The sequence below is a fragment of the Phenylobacterium sp. J367 genome (assembly GCF_024699985.1).
GTDB lineage: Bacteria > Pseudomonadota > Alphaproteobacteria > Caulobacterales > Caulobacteraceae > Phenylobacterium.
This window is the reverse complement of record NZ_JAJONA010000001.1, coordinates 3175388-3188917: the sequence shown is the minus strand read 5'-3', so window position 1 is coordinate 3188917 and position 13530 is coordinate 3175388. Positions and strand designations below refer to the sequence as shown.

17 protein-coding genes and 1 pseudogene are annotated in these 13530 nt (G+C 69.6%); 7 read left to right on the top strand and 11 right to left on the bottom strand.

Annotated features, from left to right (window positions below; translation table 11 throughout):
• Positions 1-15 precede the first annotated feature (15 nt).
• Complete coding sequence (locus tag LRS04_RS17075) at positions 16-339, bottom strand: hypothetical protein (protein ID WP_257817366.1); 324 nt, start codon at positions 337-339, stop codon at positions 16-18.
• A gap of 241 nt (positions 340-580) precedes the next feature.
• Between LRS04_RS17075 and LRS04_RS17070 the strand changes: the two genes are divergently transcribed.
• From LRS04_RS17070 to LRS04_RS17055, 4 genes are all read left to right on the top strand, one after another.
• A complete protein-coding gene (locus LRS04_RS17070; protein ID WP_257817365.1) occupies positions 581-1708 on the top strand; it encodes an ABC transporter permease in 1128 nt (375 codons plus the stop codon).
• 38 nt (positions 1709-1746) lie between these two features.
• A complete protein-coding gene (locus LRS04_RS17065) occupies positions 1747-2556 on the top strand; it encodes an ABC transporter ATP-binding protein (RefSeq protein WP_257819166.1) in 810 nt (269 codons plus the stop codon).
• A 168-nt stretch (positions 2557-2724) separates the two neighbouring features.
• Positions 2725-3495 carry an MlaD family protein gene (locus LRS04_RS17060; RefSeq protein ID WP_257817364.1) on the top strand — a complete coding sequence of 257 codons (771 nt, stop codon included), beginning with the start codon at positions 2725-2727 and terminating at the stop codon, positions 3493-3495.
• Positions 3492-4130, top strand: coding sequence for an ABC-type transport auxiliary lipoprotein family protein (locus tag LRS04_RS17055; RefSeq protein ID WP_257817363.1), 639 nt, complete (start codon positions 3492-3494; stop codon positions 4128-4130). The genes LRS04_RS17060 and LRS04_RS17055 overlap by 4 nt, the downstream gene beginning before the upstream one ends.
• Here the strand turns inward: LRS04_RS17055 and folD are convergent.
• Genes folD through LRS04_RS17035 form a run of 4 tightly spaced genes read right to left on the bottom strand, consistent with a single transcriptional unit; the run spans position 4127 to position 7171 of the window.
• Positions 4127-5026 carry a bifunctional methylenetetrahydrofolate dehydrogenase/methenyltetrahydrofolate cyclohydrolase FolD gene (gene folD / locus LRS04_RS17050; RefSeq protein WP_257817362.1) on the bottom strand — a complete coding sequence of 300 codons (900 nt, stop codon included), beginning with the start codon at positions 5024-5026 and terminating at the stop codon, positions 4127-4129. The two genes, LRS04_RS17055 and folD, sit on opposite strands and share 4 nt — an antisense overlap.
• A 26-nt stretch (positions 5027-5052) precedes the next feature.
• Positions 5053-5529 (bottom strand): NUDIX domain-containing protein, encoded by a 477-nt coding sequence (locus LRS04_RS17045; RefSeq protein ID WP_257817361.1) that lies wholly within the window; start codon positions 5527-5529, stop codon positions 5053-5055.
• Positions 5529-6536 (bottom strand): S1/P1 Nuclease, encoded by a 1008-nt coding sequence (locus tag LRS04_RS17040; protein ID WP_257817360.1) that lies wholly within the window; start codon positions 6534-6536, stop codon positions 5529-5531. Before LRS04_RS17040 ends, LRS04_RS17045 begins: the two co-directional genes overlap by 1 nt.
• 38 nt (positions 6537-6574) lie before the next feature.
• The gene (locus LRS04_RS17035) at positions 6575-7171 is read right to left on the bottom strand and encodes a glutathione S-transferase family protein (RefSeq protein WP_257817359.1); all 597 of its coding nucleotides are present in this window, start codon (positions 7169-7171) and stop codon (positions 6575-6577) included.
• Between the two features lie 183 nt (positions 7172-7354).
• Here LRS04_RS17035 and LRS04_RS17030 point away from each other — a divergent pair, with 183 nt between their 5' ends.
• From LRS04_RS17030 to LRS04_RS17020, 3 genes are read left to right on the top strand one after another with little or no spacing between them, the layout of a single operon-like run.
• On the top strand, positions 7355-7834 hold the full coding sequence (locus LRS04_RS17030) for a 3D domain-containing protein (RefSeq protein ID WP_257817358.1): 480 nt from the start codon (positions 7355-7357) through the stop codon (positions 7832-7834).
• A gap of 36 nt (positions 7835-7870) precedes the next feature.
• Positions 7871-8062 (top strand): hypothetical protein, encoded by a 192-nt coding sequence (locus tag LRS04_RS17025; RefSeq protein WP_257817357.1) that lies wholly within the window; start codon positions 7871-7873, stop codon positions 8060-8062.
• Between the two features lie 22 nt (positions 8063-8084).
• Entirely contained in the window at positions 8085-8645 is a 561-nt protein-coding gene (locus LRS04_RS17020; RefSeq protein ID WP_308238373.1) for an AAA family ATPase, read from the top strand.
• Here the strand turns inward: LRS04_RS17020 and LRS04_RS17015 are convergent.
• From LRS04_RS17015 to cobA, 6 genes and pseudogenes are all read right to left on the bottom strand, one after another.
• Positions 8579-9394 (bottom strand): ferredoxin--NADP reductase, encoded by an 816-nt coding sequence (locus LRS04_RS17015; protein ID WP_257817356.1) that lies wholly within the window; start codon positions 9392-9394, stop codon positions 8579-8581. The genes LRS04_RS17020 and LRS04_RS17015 overlap by 67 nt on opposite strands.
• 16 nt (positions 9395-9410) lie before the next feature.
• A pseudogene (locus LRS04_RS17010) lies at positions 9411-10158 on the bottom strand (phosphoadenylyl-sulfate reductase).
• A 2-nt stretch (positions 10159-10160) separates the two neighbouring features.
• A complete protein-coding gene (locus LRS04_RS17000) occupies positions 10161-10664 on the bottom strand; it encodes a DUF934 domain-containing protein (RefSeq protein WP_257817354.1) in 504 nt (167 codons plus the stop codon).
• Positions 10648-12303: a nitrite/sulfite reductase gene (locus LRS04_RS16995; protein ID WP_257817353.1), complete on the bottom strand. Its 1656-nt coding sequence runs from the start codon at positions 12301-12303 to the stop codon at positions 10648-10650. The genes LRS04_RS17000 and LRS04_RS16995 overlap by 17 nt, the downstream gene beginning before the upstream one ends.
• Positions 12304-12314: 11 nt before the next feature.
• Positions 12315-12671 (bottom strand): DUF2849 domain-containing protein, encoded by a 357-nt coding sequence (locus LRS04_RS16990; protein WP_257817352.1) that lies wholly within the window; start codon positions 12669-12671, stop codon positions 12315-12317.
• Positions 12668-13510 carry a uroporphyrinogen-III C-methyltransferase gene (gene cobA / locus LRS04_RS16985; RefSeq protein ID WP_308238169.1) on the bottom strand — a complete coding sequence of 281 codons (843 nt, stop codon included), beginning with the start codon at positions 13508-13510 and terminating at the stop codon, positions 12668-12670. The genes LRS04_RS16990 and cobA overlap by 4 nt, the downstream gene beginning before the upstream one ends.
• Between the last annotated feature and the right edge of the window lie 20 nt (positions 13511-13530).

Here is a 13530-nt window from a genome sequence, read left to right as displayed (position 1 = left end):
GTTCCGGGACCGGGACTAGGTCCGCTTCTCGGTGTTCATCGGCGGCTGGTGTTCCTCGATGAGGTCGGCCCGCTCGGCCTCGCGCACCGCGCGGGTGACGTTGAGGCGGGTCAGGAGCTGGGCCTGGCCGAACTTCTTCCGCGCCGCCTCCAGCGGCGGGCGCCACGAAAGGTTCGCCAGATTGTCGGTCTCGCCGGCGAAGACGACGCGCGCGCCCTCGCTGGACACTTCGGCGATGACGTAGTTGGCCCCGGCAGGCGCGATGAAGCGATCCTCTTCCATGGCGGTGTAACGGTAGCGGGCGCCGGACTTTCCGGCGATTTCGATCTGGCGGCTCAACGCAACTCTCCAGCCTTGCGTCACTCGGATTCGCGTCAGGGCGAATCCACACCGCGACGATTAGGGGGCGCAGTGGGGCGAAAATGGGCCCGAGCTTGACTTTAAGGCATCGGAACGCAGCTGCGCCATAAGGCGTTCGGACCCCAGCGTGGCGTCTGCTAGGGTCACATCGCGTTCGCCGGCGCGACTCGCGGGTCGCGGCCGCGTCAGGGGACGCTTGGGAGCTTTGGACCGTCCACGGATGGAGAAACCCGCCGATTTCAGCCTCGAACCCGCGACGGACCGCCCGACGGTCCGCCTGAGCGGCGACTGGACGGCGAACCACATCGGCGAGGCCGGGCGTGGGCTCGCGGCCACGCTCGACGGCCTGAGCAACGTTACGATCGACCTTGCGAAGGTCCGCCGCCTGGACACCGCCGGGGCCTATGCCGTGGTCCGTGCGGCCGGCGGGCAGTTCGACCTGGAGAAGGTGAAGGCCAGGCCGGAGACCAGTCGCCTGCTGGCCCTTGTCGCCGAAGCGGTCACCCGGGAGCCCGTCGTCCGCAACGAGCCCAAGGGCTTTCACGACCTGACCATCCGCATCGGCAAGGGCGTCGTCGACCTCGGGCACGAGTTCCTCGACACCATGGGTTTCCTCGGCCACCTGCTGGTGGTGGTGGGCCGGGCATGCGTCCACCTGTTCACGGCGCCGCAACGCATCCGCTGGCCGGCCATCGTCACCCTGATGGAGCGGGCGGGCCTCGACGCCATCCCGATCGTGGCGATCACCTCGTTCTTCATCGGCGCGGTCGTCGGCCTGCTGGGCGCCAACATGCTCCGCCAGTTCGGGGCCGAGGTGTTCGCCGTCGAACTCATCGGCATCGCCGTGCTGCGCGAGTTCAACATCATCATCACCGCCGTCCTGCTGGCCGGCCGCTCGGCCTCCTCGTTCGCCGCGGAACTGGGCTCGATGAAGATGAACCAGGAGGTCGACGCCATGCGGGTGCTGGGCGTCGATCCGTTCGAGGCGCTCGTCCTGCCCAGGTTCGTCGCCATGCTGGTGACCATCCCGCTGCTGACCTTCGTGGCGACGCTGGCGGGGCTCTCCGGCGGCCTGGCGGTCACATGGTCGGTGCTCGACCTGGGCCCCGCCTTCTTCCTGCAGCGGATCGTCGACAACGTCGGCATCACCCATTTCTGGATCGCGCTCTCCAAGGCGCCCGTCATGGCGGCGGTGATCGCCGGCATCGGCTGCCGCCAGGGCCTGGAGGTCGGCGGTGACGTGGAATCGCTCGGCCGGCGGGTGACCGCGGCCGTGGTGCACGCCATCTTCGCGATCATCATGATCGATGCCGCCTTCGCCCTGCTCTACATGGAGCTCGACCTGTGAGCGACGCGGTCGACGAACGGAACCTCACGGACGAGGAGATCGTCGGCGACAGCGGCCCGGCGATCGAGGTGCGCGGCCTGATCAACGCCTTCGACGACCACGTGGTGCATGACCGAGTGGACCTCACCGTGGAGCGCGGCGAGGTGATGGGCGTGGTCGGCGGCTCGGGTGCGGGCAAGTCGGTGCTGCTGAACTCGATCATCGGCCTGCGCGAGCCGCAGGGCGGCACGATCCGCGTCTTCGGCAACGACCTGAACACCGCATCGCGCCGGCGCTGGGAAGCCATCAACCGGAGTTGGGGGGTGCTCTTCCAGCAGGGCGCGCTGTTCTCGAACCTGACGGTCAAGGAGAACGTTGCGGCTCCGATGTTCGAGCACACGAACCTGAGCCGGGCGGAGATCTACGAACTGGCCGAGCTGAAGATCGCTTTGGTGGGTTTGCGCCCCGACGCCGGCGTGCTGAAGCCGGCGGAACTCTCGGGCGGCATGCGCAAGCGGGCTGGCCTGGCCCGGGCCCTGGCGCTCGATCCGGAGCTCTTGTTCCTCGACGAACCCACCGCCGGCCTGGATCCGATCGGAGCCGCGGCGTTCGACGAACTGATCAAGGATCTGTCGGAAAGCCTGGACCTGACCGTGTTCATGATCACCCACGATCTCGATACGCTGTATGAGATCACCGACCGGGTCGCGGTGCTGGCCGACAAGAAGGTCGTCGCCAGCGCCCCGGTGCGCGAGCTGGAGACCTCGGATCATCCGTGGATCCGGGAATATTTCCTCGGCCCCCGAGGGCGCGCGGCAAGGGCCGCGGCGGCCAAGTTGACGGGGAATGGGGCGAGGACGGAGGCCTGATGGAGAAGAACGCCAACTACGCCATGGTGGGACTGTCCGCCCTGATCCTTTCGATCGGGCTGGTGATCTTCGTCATCTGGCTGGCCCGCTGGCAGTTCCGGCAGGAGAACGACCTCTACGACATCCTCTTCCAGGGCCCGGTGCGCGGCCTGAACCAAGGGGGGCGAGGTGCACTTCAACGGCATCAAGGTGGGCGAGGTCACCCGCATCGCGCTGGATCGCACGAACCCCAGCCGGGTGATCGCGCGGGCCCGCGTCACCTCCGACGTGCCCATCCGCGTCGACAGCTACGCCACCCTGGAGCCGCAGGGCATCACCGGGGTGAACTACATCCAGATCACCGCCGGCACGCCGTCCAGGCCGCTGCTCAAGGACACCGTGCCCGACGACAAGATCCCGATCCTGCGCAGCCAGCGCAGCACCCTCTCCGACCTGCTGGAAGGCGGCGGCACCGTGCTGACCCGCACCATCGAGGCGCTGGACCGGGTGAACCGGGTGCTCTCCGACCAGAACATCAAGAACTTCTCCGCCGTGGTGTCCGACGCCCAGGCGGTCTCCGCCGAGCTGCGCGAACGCAAGGCCCTGATCGCCGATGCGCAAAGCGCGCTGCAGCGGATCGACGAGGCGTCCGGCGAGCTGACGCTGGCCATCCGGGACAGCCGGACGCTGATCAATGGCGATGGCAGGCGGACGCTGGCCAACGTCGCCGACGCCGCCGAGGAGGCCAAGCAGGCCGCGACGGACGCGCGGGCGATGATCAGCTCGTTGCAGGCCCCGACCGCGGACTTCGCCACCAACGGCCTGCCGCAGATCACCGCCGCGGTGATCCAGCTGCAGAGCGCGGCGGAGAGCCTGGAACGGCTCACCAACGAGGTGCAGCGCGGCGGGGCCGGCGCGGTGCTGAAACCCAAGTCCAAAGAGCTGGAGGTGCAGCCTTGATCCGTCCGACCGCCCTCCTTCGCTTCGCGGTCATCGCCGCCCTTGGTGTGAGCCTCTCGGGCTGCCTGGGCGGCCTCCTGGGCGGCGGCAAGCCCTCCCAGCTCTACCGCTTCGGCCAGGGCCCGGTGACGGAGGCGCAGGCCCCGCCGGCCGCCGGCGCGGTCGCCGTATTCCGCGCCAACGGCGTGTTCCAGGGCGAGACGGCGGGCGACCGGCTGCTGGCGATCACCGGCGGCGAGGCGCGCTACATCGCCGAGAGCCGCTGGGTGGCCCCGGCCTCGGTGCTGTGGGACCAGGCCGTGCTGGCCGCCTTCGACGCCACGCCGGGCAAGGTGCGGCTGGTCTCGCGCGGCGAACTCTCGCGGGCCCAGTACGTGTTCAGGATGGACGTGCGGAACTTCGAGACCCGTTACGACGACGGCGAGGATGCCGCGCCGACCGTGCTGGTGCGGGTGCGCGCCGTGCTGACCCGGCCTCGGGACCGGGACTATGCCCAGGAGCGGATCTTCGAGGCCCGCGTGCCGGCCGCCAGCAACCGGGTCAGCACCATCGTCAATGCCTACGACCGCGCCGTCGGCGACGTCCTCGGCCAGGTGGTCGGCTGGCTGGAAACCGAGGCCCGGCCGGTCGCCTAGTCCAGGCCGGCGATCCGCTTGGCGGCGGTGAGCGTGTTCTGCAGCAGGACCGCCACCGTCATCAGGCCGACCCCGCCGGGCGCGGGCGTGATCCAGCCGGCCACCTGGGCCGCTTCCTTGAAGTTCACGTCGCCCACGACCTTGGTGCGCCCCGCGGCCGCCTTCACCGGATCGTCGAACGGCACGCGGTTGATGCCCACGTCGATCACCGCCGCGCCCGGCTTGATCCAGTCGCCGCGGATCATCCGCGGCCGGCCCACGGCGGCGACCAGGATGTCGGCCTGACGGCAGACGGCCTGCAGGTCCCGCGTTCTCGAGTGGGCGATCGTCACGGTGCAGTCGGCCTGCAGCAGGAGCTGGGCCATCGGCCGGCCGACCAGCACCGAGCGGCCGACCACCACCGCATTGAGGCCGGTCAGGTCGCCCACCGTCTCCCGCAGCAGGATCATCGAGCCCAGCGGCGTGCAGGGGATCAGGGCGGGCACGCCGTTGGCCAGGCGCCCGGCGTTGACCACGTGCAGGCCGTCCACGTCCTTGTCCGGGCTGATGGCCGCGATCACCGCCTGCTCGTCCAGGTGCTTCGGCAACGGCAGCTGCACCAGGATGCCGTGGATCGCCGGATCGGCGTTCAGCTCGCCCACGAGGCGCAGCAGCTCGTGCTGGCTGGCGTCGGCCGGCAGCCGGTGGGTGACGGAGTGCATGCCGACCGCCAGGGAGTGCTCGCCCTTGGAGCGGACGTAGATCTGGCTGGCCGGGTCCTCGCCCACCAGCACCACCGCCAGGCCCGGTTGCAGGCCGTAGTCGGCGCGGAGCCTGGCCACCTCGTCGGCCACGCGGGAACGGACCCGCTCGGCATGGACCTTGCCGTCGATGATCTTGGCCGCTGTCTCGGACATGGACTCTCCCGGGGATCGGCTCCCGGTTAGCCGTTCGGACGCGCCCGCTCAAGCCGCCTGAGGAAGGCGGCCACCGCCCAGGCGTGCGCCTCACGGTCCAGCACCACCAGGGCGCGCTCCGGCGGCATCCAGACGAGGGTGTGATCGTCCTCCACCTTGAGCGCCGGCGCGTCGGCGATCACCCGTCCCTCGAGGAAGCGGCCGCGGGAATTGTGCGCCCAGCCGTCGTCGTTGACGAAGAACTGGTCGGCGAGCGCGAAGGGCTCGGCGTCGACGGCAACTTCCAGCCCCGCTTCCTCGCCGCACTCGCGGACCGCGGCCTCGGCCGGGCTCTCGCCAGGATCGATCCCGCCGCCCGGCAGGTCATAAACCCGCCCGCGCCGGCGACTATCCACCCGCATCACCGCCAGCACGTCGTGGCGCAGGATCACGGCGAAGGCGGCCGGCCGGTCGGGCGTGTCCTGGCCCGGCTCGGGCGTCCCGAACTGCGGGACCGCCGCCATCAGTCTATGCCGTAGAGGTTCGGATAGGGATCGACCTTGCCGGACTCCACGTCGGCGACGGCCACGGGACGCCAGCCGACCTTGCTGCCCGCACTCGCCCGCCAACTCTCGACGGTCAGGTCACGCAGCTCCGAGGCGCCGATCGCCAGTTGCCGGGTTGCGAACTCGGGCCCGCGCGGGTCGCCCTCGGCCAGGCCGCCGGCCTTCTCCATCTCGTAGAACGGGATCACCAGCTTACCGGTGGCGAGCAGATAGTCGGCGGTCCGCTGCTCCAGCGAGCAGTCGCAGACCCGCAGCGGAGCCACTCGGGCTTCCACATCCTTCGCGTTCACCCGCGCCTTGACCATCTCACTCTCGAAGGGGCCGTGCAGGCGCGCCGTCGAGTAGCCGTTGGGGTTCGGATAGTCGCCCCAGCCGTTGTAATGGATGCTCACGTGCAGCGGCTGGCTGCCGTCGCCGACGAAGTGCGCCAGCTCGCCCATGGTCTTCAGGATCAGGCCCTCGCGGCGGATACGGTCGGCCTTGAACCAGGCGCGGTTCTTCTTCCACTTCGGGTTGGCCTCGGCCGCCTTCAGGATCCGCCAGTAGGCGAAGTCCAAGGTGAGCTGCTGGCGCCGGTCGATGATCGAGAACTGGAGGTAGCCGGCCTTCCACATGTCGATGTTGTGGGCCCTGAGCGCGGTCTCGTAGTCGGCCTTGGTCGCCTGGAACGGCAGGAAATCGGGCCCGCCCAGCACCTTGCCGTCCTCGCCCAGGTCCACGAAGTGGGCGGCGTCGCGGTCGTGGTCGTGGATCCGGCCCGCGCCCTTCGACCGGTCCGGCTCGCGGGACAGCTCGCCGAGGTCGGCGATGGCGCCCTTGCTGCGCAGGAAGGCCGGGACCTCCGTGGGCAGGGCCTTGGCGGCCGCCTCGCCCACCATCCGGTGGCCGGCGTTGCCCCAGGCGAGCGCGTGGGACGGGAGCCCGATCAGGGCGGCGACGGCGAGAGCGGAGGCGAGGCGCTGCATGGCCTCCGTTTGCGGGGTCTCCCGCCGCAACGCAAGGCCTAGGCTGGCGAGAGGTCGGTGATGTTCAGATCCTGCTCCACCCGACCGACCCAGGCCTGCACCTTCGGATAGTCGGCGAGGTCGAATCCGCCCTCGTGGGCGACGCGCGTGTAGGCCACCAGGGCCACGTCGGCGAGGGTCAGGCTGTCGCCGACGAGATAAGGGGACTGCGCCAGGCCGTCCTCGAGCCGCTGGAGCGCCGCCCTGCCGCGGGTGACGATCCGCTCCTCCAGCTCGCCGACCGGCCGGCCGAGGTAGCGCACCTGGAAGCGCGCCACGGCGACGTAGGGCTCGTGGCTGTACTGCTCCCAGAACATCCACTCCAGCATCCGGGCGCGGTCGTAGGCCTCGGCGGGGATCAGGTCGGAGCCTTCGGCGAGATGCAGGATGATCGCGTTGGACTGGGCGAGCGGCCGGCCGTCGTCGAGGATCACGGCCGGGACCTGGCCGGCCGGGTTGATGGCCAGGAACGCCGCCGTGCGGCTCTCCCCGGCCATGATGTCGGTCTCAACCCATTGATACGGTTGATTTAGCTGATCGCAGACCCATTTGACCTTCAGGCAGTTGCCGGACTTCGAGTCGCCGAACACCTTCATCCCATCCCCCGGGCTTCACCCGCCGGAGAGGCAAGAAAATCTAAACGAAGGCAAGCGATCTTAGCTCGACGACACTGTTAGCCGTTCTCACAAGCCACGCGGCCGCACCCGCCGCGGGTTGCCCCTCGGGCGGAGTCCGGCTAGGAATCCCGCCACCAGTTCAACGACGAAGGAGACGCCGTCATGCGACGCCGCCTCGCCGCCCTGGCCGCTTTCACCTCGATCGCTGTGGCCTCTAACGCGCAAGCCGCCACCTCGGATCCGGTTGGCGATCTGATTATGTCGGTCATCACGGGCAGCCTGCCGAATGCGCCGGGCTGGAACGTGAAGGCCACGCTCTACCACGCGGGCGCGAAGGGCGTGGGCGCCCTCGACTCGCTCGGCTGCAAGGTCGTCGCCATGCGCACGGTGGCCACCGACAAGACGGTGATCCCCCGCCGCAGCGTGCTGTTCATCAAGGAAACGGTCGGCCTGAAGATGCCCGACGGCAAGCTGCACGACGGCTACTGGTACGCCTCAGACGTCGGCGGCGCGATCAAGGGCAAGCGCATCGATCTCTACACCGGCAAGGGCTCGTCCTCGATGAACCCCATCAAGTCGCTGAACCTGGCGACGCTGTCGGCCGTGAAGGTTGGCGAGTTCAAGGGCTGCCCTCCGGGCTAGCCTCGGTTTATTCCTCTGGAAGCATTCACCGCATTCGTGCAGCAGCCGGTCGTCACCGGCGTTCTTGCTGTCGTGGCCGCCGCCGGCCTCGCCGCCATCCTCTGGCAGTACCGTCAGCTCCGACGCGCAGAGGGCCCCGCCGTCGTTCAGATCGCCGTGCGCATGGCCATCGCCCATGGCGTCGGCGGTCTGGCCCTGGTTGCGCTGCTGATCGCCTACACCCTCTGACGTTCGCGCCGAGGAGGCGCATCTGATCCTAAAACCTGACCTTTTCGCGCTCACCGGCGGTCCGGGAGCGGGCAAGACGGCGCTCCTGCTCGCATTGCAGGCGCGCGGCCTCGTCTGCGTGGCCGAAAGCGCGCGCGCGATCATCCGCGAGCATGGCGGCCGCCCGCCCCTGCCCTTCTTCGCCAACATGATGCTGCAGCGCGACCTCGCCCACTTCCAGGTGATCGAGGGGCCGGCCCTGTTCGACCGCACGATCGTCGACGCCTGGGCGACCTTCCCGACGCCGGAGGGCTGGGCGGCGGTCAGCGAGCACCGGTACAATCCCACGGCCTTCATCGCCCCGCCGTGGCGCGAGATCTATGTCCAGGACGCCGAGCGCGACCAGACCTGGGACGAGGCGGTGGCGAGCTACGAGCTCTGCGCGAAGGCCTACGCCGACGCCGGCTACGTCCTGCTGGAGCTTCCGAAGACTGACGTGGAGACCCGGGCCGAGTTCGTGTTGGCCCACATCGCCGATCAGGTCTCGACGAACGCCTTCTCGAGCACGAAGTCGCCCGGCGAGGCGATCGAGCCTTCGACGTAGCCCCGGTCGAGAAGCTGCTGCTTCAGGTCCGCCAGGACCGAGGGGCCGCCGCAGAGCATCACGCGATCCATCGCCGGGTCGAACGGCGGGGTCCCGAGGTCCCGGAACATCTGTCCGCTCTCGATGAGGTCGGTGATCCGGCCCCGGGTGCGGAAGTCCTCGCGCGTGACGGTCGGATAGTACTTGAGCTTGCCCCCGATCACCTCGGAGAGGATCTCGTCCTGGGCCAGCTCCTCCTCGAAGAGCTCCCGGTAGTTGAGATCCTTCACCTCGCGCACCGTGTGCGTGACGATCACCTCGTCGAAGCGCTCATAGACCTCGGGGTCGCGGGCCAGCGACAGCCAGGGCGCGAGGCCCGTGCCGGTGCCCAGCATGTAGAGCCGCTTGCCGGGCTTCAGGCCGTCCAGGACCAGGGTCCCGGTCGGCTTGCGGCCGATCAGCACCTGGTCGCCGACCTTGATGTTCTGCAGGCGGGACGTGAGCGGACCGTCCGGCACCTTGATCGAGTAGAACTCCAGTTCCTCGTGCCAGGCCGGCGAGGCAATGGAATAGGCGCGGACGAGCGGCTTGCCGTCCTCCTTCATCAATCCGACCATGACGAACTGGCCGCTGGAGAACCGGAGGCCGGGATCGCGCGTCGTCCGGAACGAGAACAGGCTCTCGGTCCAGTGCCGAACCCAGGTCACGGTCTCGACGTAGAAGGCGCCGGAGGCCTTGAGGGCCGGCGCGGCCACGGTCACATCGTTCATCGACTGGTCTAGCTCTCTAGATATCGCCGCCCATGTCGGCGACGGCGCCGGGCGCACGGGCGACATGTATGCCGCATTCCGTCTTGTCCAACCCTTTCCACCGCCCGGCGCGCGCGTCCTCGCCCTCTTCCACCGGCTGGGTGCACGGCCAGCAGCCGATCGAGGGGAAGCCTTGCGCCACCAGCGGATGGGCGGGCAGGTCGTGCTCCGCCGCATAGGCGTCGAGCTCGGCCTTGGTCCAGTTGGCCAGAGGGTTGAACTTCAACGCACCCCCGGACTCCTCGACGACCTTGAGCCGGAGCCGATCGCCGCCCTGGAAGCGCTTGCGGCCGGTGATCCAGGCCCCGAAACCGCCAAGCGCCCGGTCCAGCGGGACCACCTTGCGCACATGGCAGCAGGCGTCGGTGTCCGTCTGCCACAGCTTCGACTGCGGGTCGGCGGTGGCGAGGTCGGCGTAGTGCGGGCGGATGTCCCGGACCTCGGTCAGGCCGAGCCGCGCGGCCAGGGGATTTCCGGTAGTCCAGCGTCTGGCCGAACAGCATGCCGGTGTCGAGGAAGAGGATCGGGGTGTCCGGCTTGATCTGCGCAATCAGGTGCAGCAGCACCGCCGACTCCGCGCCGAACGAGGAGACGAGCGCCAGCTTGTCGCCGAACAGCTCCACGGCGGTCTTCAGGATTTCGACCGGGTGCGCGTCGCGCAAGCTCGCGTCGAGCCGTTCCGCCAGCGTCGGCGTGTGCGCCGCGCGTTCCAGGTCGAAGGCCATGCTCACCGTTCCCGCTCCGCGAAGGCCGGAGCGCGGCCGTCGGCCGCGCGCTGGTAGACGTGGCGATAGCGGCGGAGGGCGGCGTCCCACTCCTGGGCGTTCGAACCGTCCGCCGGCTCGAAGGCGTCGAAGCCCACGCGCAGCATGAAGCCTGCCTGCTCGCGCAGGACGTCCCCTACCGCACGCACTTCGCCCTTGAAGCCCAGCCGTTCGCGCAGCAGCCGCGCGTTGGTGTAGGCGCGGCCGTCGCGGAACTTCGGGAAGTCCAGGGCCACCAGCGAGATCCTGGGCAGGTCGTAGGCCAGCGCCTCCACCTGCTCGTCGCTGGCGAGGCGCACGCCCACCCGGCGGCCTTCCGAGATCAGCCGGTCGCCTTCCGCCTCAAAGCGGGCCAGCGACAGGATCACGCCGCCCGTCTCCAGGTCGGCGATGTCGTCGGCCACGTGGCTGAAGGCGTCCTCGGCGAGGCGCGCCCGGCCGTCCTCGATCCTAATGTACGTCGGCATAGACGGCCTCCTTGAAGGGCGCCGTGCCCGTGCGCCGGAAGGTGTCGAGGAACCGCTCGTCGCCCTGGCGCTCGCGCAGGTAGACGTCCACGAGCGTGTCCACGGCGTCCGCCACCCGGTCGTAGGGCAGCGCCGGCCCCAGGATCTGGCCGACCGTCGCGTCCTCCGCCCCGGAGCCGCCGAGCGTGAGCTGATAGAACTCCTCGCCCTTCTTATCGACGCCCAGGATGCCGATGTGGCCCACGTGGTGGTGGCCGCAGGCGTTGATGCAGCCGCTGATCTTGATCTTCAGCTCGCCCACCCGCTCGGCGCGCTCCTGGTCGCGAAACTTCTCGGCGATGTGCTGGGCGATCGGGATCGCCCGGGCGTTGGCGAGCGCGCAGTAGTCCAGCCCCGGGCAGGCGATGATGTCGCTGATCAGGTTGATGTTCGGCGTGGCCAGTCCGGCCGCGGCCAGAGCCGCATGCACGACCGGCAGGTCGTCCAGCTTCACGTGCGGCAGGACGAGGTTCTGCTCGTGGGTCACGCGCACGTCGCCCTGGCCGTAGCGCTCGGCGAGGTCGGCGACGACCTCCATCTGCTCGGCCGACGCGTCGCCGGGCGTGTCGCCGATCGCCTTCAGGCTGACGTCGACGATGGCGTAGCCGGGCTTCTTGTGCGGCTTGACGTTGTTGCGCACGAACCGGGCGAAGGCCGGGTCGGCCGCCTTGGCGGTCTCGAAGGCTTCCGAGCGGGCCGGCAGGGTCTCGAAGCTCTTCGGCGCGAACGCGCCGCGGATGCGGGCGAGCTCGGTGTCCGGCAGGTCGGTCGAGTCGCCGATCTTGGCCCACTCGGCCTCGACCTGGCGGGCGAACTCCTCCTTGCCGAGGGCGGCGACCAGGATCTTGATCCGCGCCTTGAACGCGTTGTCCCGCCGACCGTGGCGGTTGTACACGCGCAGGATAGCCTCCAGGTACGAGAACAGCCGGTTGGCCGGCAGGAACTCGCGGATCGTCGGCCCGACATAGGGCGTGCGCCCCAGGCCGCCGCCGACCATCACCTCGAAGCCCAGCGCCCCGTCGCGGGCGCGGCGCAGGACGAGGCCGATGTCGTGCACCTTGGCCGCGGTCCGGTCCTTCGGCGCGGCGGTGATCGCGATCTTGAACTTGCGCGGCAGGAACGAAAATTCGGGGTGGAAAGTCGACCACTGGCGCATGGCCTCGGCCCAGACGCGCGGGTCGTCCAGCTCCTCGGCCGTGGCGCCCGCGTAGGGGTCGGAAGTGACGTTGCGGATGCAGTTGCCGCTGGTCTGGATGGCGTGCAGGTCGACGCTCGCCAGCTGGTCCAGGATCTCCGGCGTGTCGGCCAGCTTGATCCAGTGGAACTGCAGGTTGGTGCGCGTCGTGAAGTGGCCGTAGCCCTTGTCGTAGGTCCGCGCGATCCAGGCGAGCTTGCGGAGCTGCGTCGGATTCAGCGTGCCGTAGGGGATCGCCACCCGCAGCATGTAGGCGTGGAGCTGCAGGTAGAGGCCGTTCATCAGCCGGATCGGCTTGAACTGGTCCTCGGTGATCTCGCCGGCCAGCCGCCGCGCGACCTGGCCGCGGAACTCCGCCGCCCGGTCCTCCAGCATGGCCTTGTCGATGGTGTCGTACTGGTACATCGGAGCGCCCCCTACTTGCGCTTGATCAGATTGACCCGGCCCGAGGATCGGGCCGCGCCATGGGCGTGCTGCAGGGCCTGGATGGCCGCGCCGCCCTCCTCCTGCTTGCCGTGGTTCAGGTTGGTGGGCCCGAGCGCGCGGATACGCTCCCGGAACGACACCGGCGCCCACAGCCCCTCGCTTTCCACGAGGTCGATCAGATAGGCGTCCACCACGACGGTCGGCTGGTTCTTGCCGTGAGCCTCGGCCGCGATCGCCGCCTCGTCGTCGGCGAACACCTCGGCGTCGCCGAAGCGCTCGACCCACTGGCCGCCTTTCCAGAACACCACTTCGCCGTCGCTCAGACGATTGGCCGTCAGCGCCTTCATGCGCGCGCCTCCCGGATCAGAGCTTCGACTTCGCCGCCGCCGGCCTGAGCCAGAGCCATGGCCTCGCCGACGATCAGCAGGGCCGGGCCGGAGAGCGAGGCCGCGGCCTCGGCCAGGCCCGCCAGGGTCGTCACGACCCGGCGCTCGTCGCTCCGGCTGGCGTTCTCGACGATCAGGGCCGGCGTCGCCGCCGCCCGGCCGGCGGCCATCAGGCGCGCGGCGATCGGGGCGACCATGGAGAGGCCCATGTAGATGACGACCGTGTGGTTGGCCCGGGCGAGTCCTTCCCAGTCGAGGTCGGGCTCCGCGCCCTTGGCCGCATGGCCGGTGACGAAGGTGACCGCCTGGGCCGAGCCCCTGTGGGTCAGGGGCGCGCCGGCCGAAGCGCCGGCCGCCAGCGCCGCCGTGACGCCCGGGACCACATGGCATTCGACGCCGCCTTCCCGGCAGGCTTCCAGTTCCTCACCGCCGCGGCCGAAGATGAACGGATCGCCGCCCTTCAGGCGCACGACGTTCAGGCCCTCGAGCGCGAAGGCCACGAGCATCCGGTTGATCTCGTCCTGGCTGTAGGAATGGCGGGACTTGCGCTTGGCGACCGAGATCAGGCGCGCGCCCTCGGGGGCCAGCGCCAGGATCTCGTCCGAGACCAGGCCGTCGTGGACCACCACCTCGGCCCGCTGCAGCACCTTCAGCGCCTTGATCGTCAGGAGTTCGGGGTCGCCAGGACCGGCGCCCACCAGCCACACCTCGCCCGGCCGGCGGGCCGGCCTGCCGCCCAGCACGACCAGCCGGTCGGCGCGCTTGGACCGGGCTCTGATCTTGTCGGTGGGATGCGGCATGAATTAGCTTCTCTAAACGC

Bases quoted from the DNA above. Each gene is read 5' to 3' on its own strand.
- LRS04_RS16990 (WP_257817352.1), bottom strand. From the start codon at position 12,671: ATGAAGGCGCTGACGGCCAATCGTCTGAGCGACGGCGAAGTGGTGTTC.
- cobA (WP_308238169.1), bottom strand. From the start codon at position 13,510: ATGCCGCATCCCACCGACAAGATCAGAGCCCGGTCCAAGCGCGCCGAC.
- folD (WP_257817362.1), bottom strand. From the start codon at position 5,026: ATGTCCGAGACAGCGGCCAAGATCATCGACGGCAAGGTCCATGCCGAG.
- LRS04_RS17000 (WP_257817354.1), bottom strand. From the start codon at position 10,664: ATGCCGACGTACATTAGGATCGAGGACGGCCGGGCGCGCCTCGCCGAG.
- LRS04_RS17030 (WP_257817358.1), top strand. From the start codon at position 7,355: ATGCGACGCCGCCTCGCCGCCCTGGCCGCTTTCACCTCGATCGCTGTG.
- LRS04_RS17040 (WP_257817360.1), bottom strand. From the start codon at position 6,536: ATGCAGCGCCTCGCCTCCGCTCTCGCCGTCGCCGCCCTGATCGGGCTC.
- LRS04_RS17045 (WP_257817361.1), bottom strand. From the start codon at position 5,529: ATGGCGGCGGTCCCGCAGTTCGGGACGCCCGAGCCGGGCCAGGACACG.
- LRS04_RS17015 (WP_257817356.1), bottom strand. From the start codon at position 9,394: ATGAACGATGTGACCGTGGCCGCGCCGGCCCTCAAGGCCTCCGGCGCC.
- LRS04_RS17070 (WP_257817365.1), top strand. From the start codon at position 581: ATGGAGAAACCCGCCGATTTCAGCCTCGAACCCGCGACGGACCGCCCG.
- LRS04_RS16995 (WP_257817353.1), bottom strand. From the start codon at position 12,303: ATGTACCAGTACGACACCATCGACAAGGCCATGCTGGAGGACCGGGCG.
- LRS04_RS17035 (WP_257817359.1), bottom strand. From the start codon at position 7,171: ATGAAGGTGTTCGGCGACTCGAAGTCCGGCAACTGCCTGAAGGTCAAA.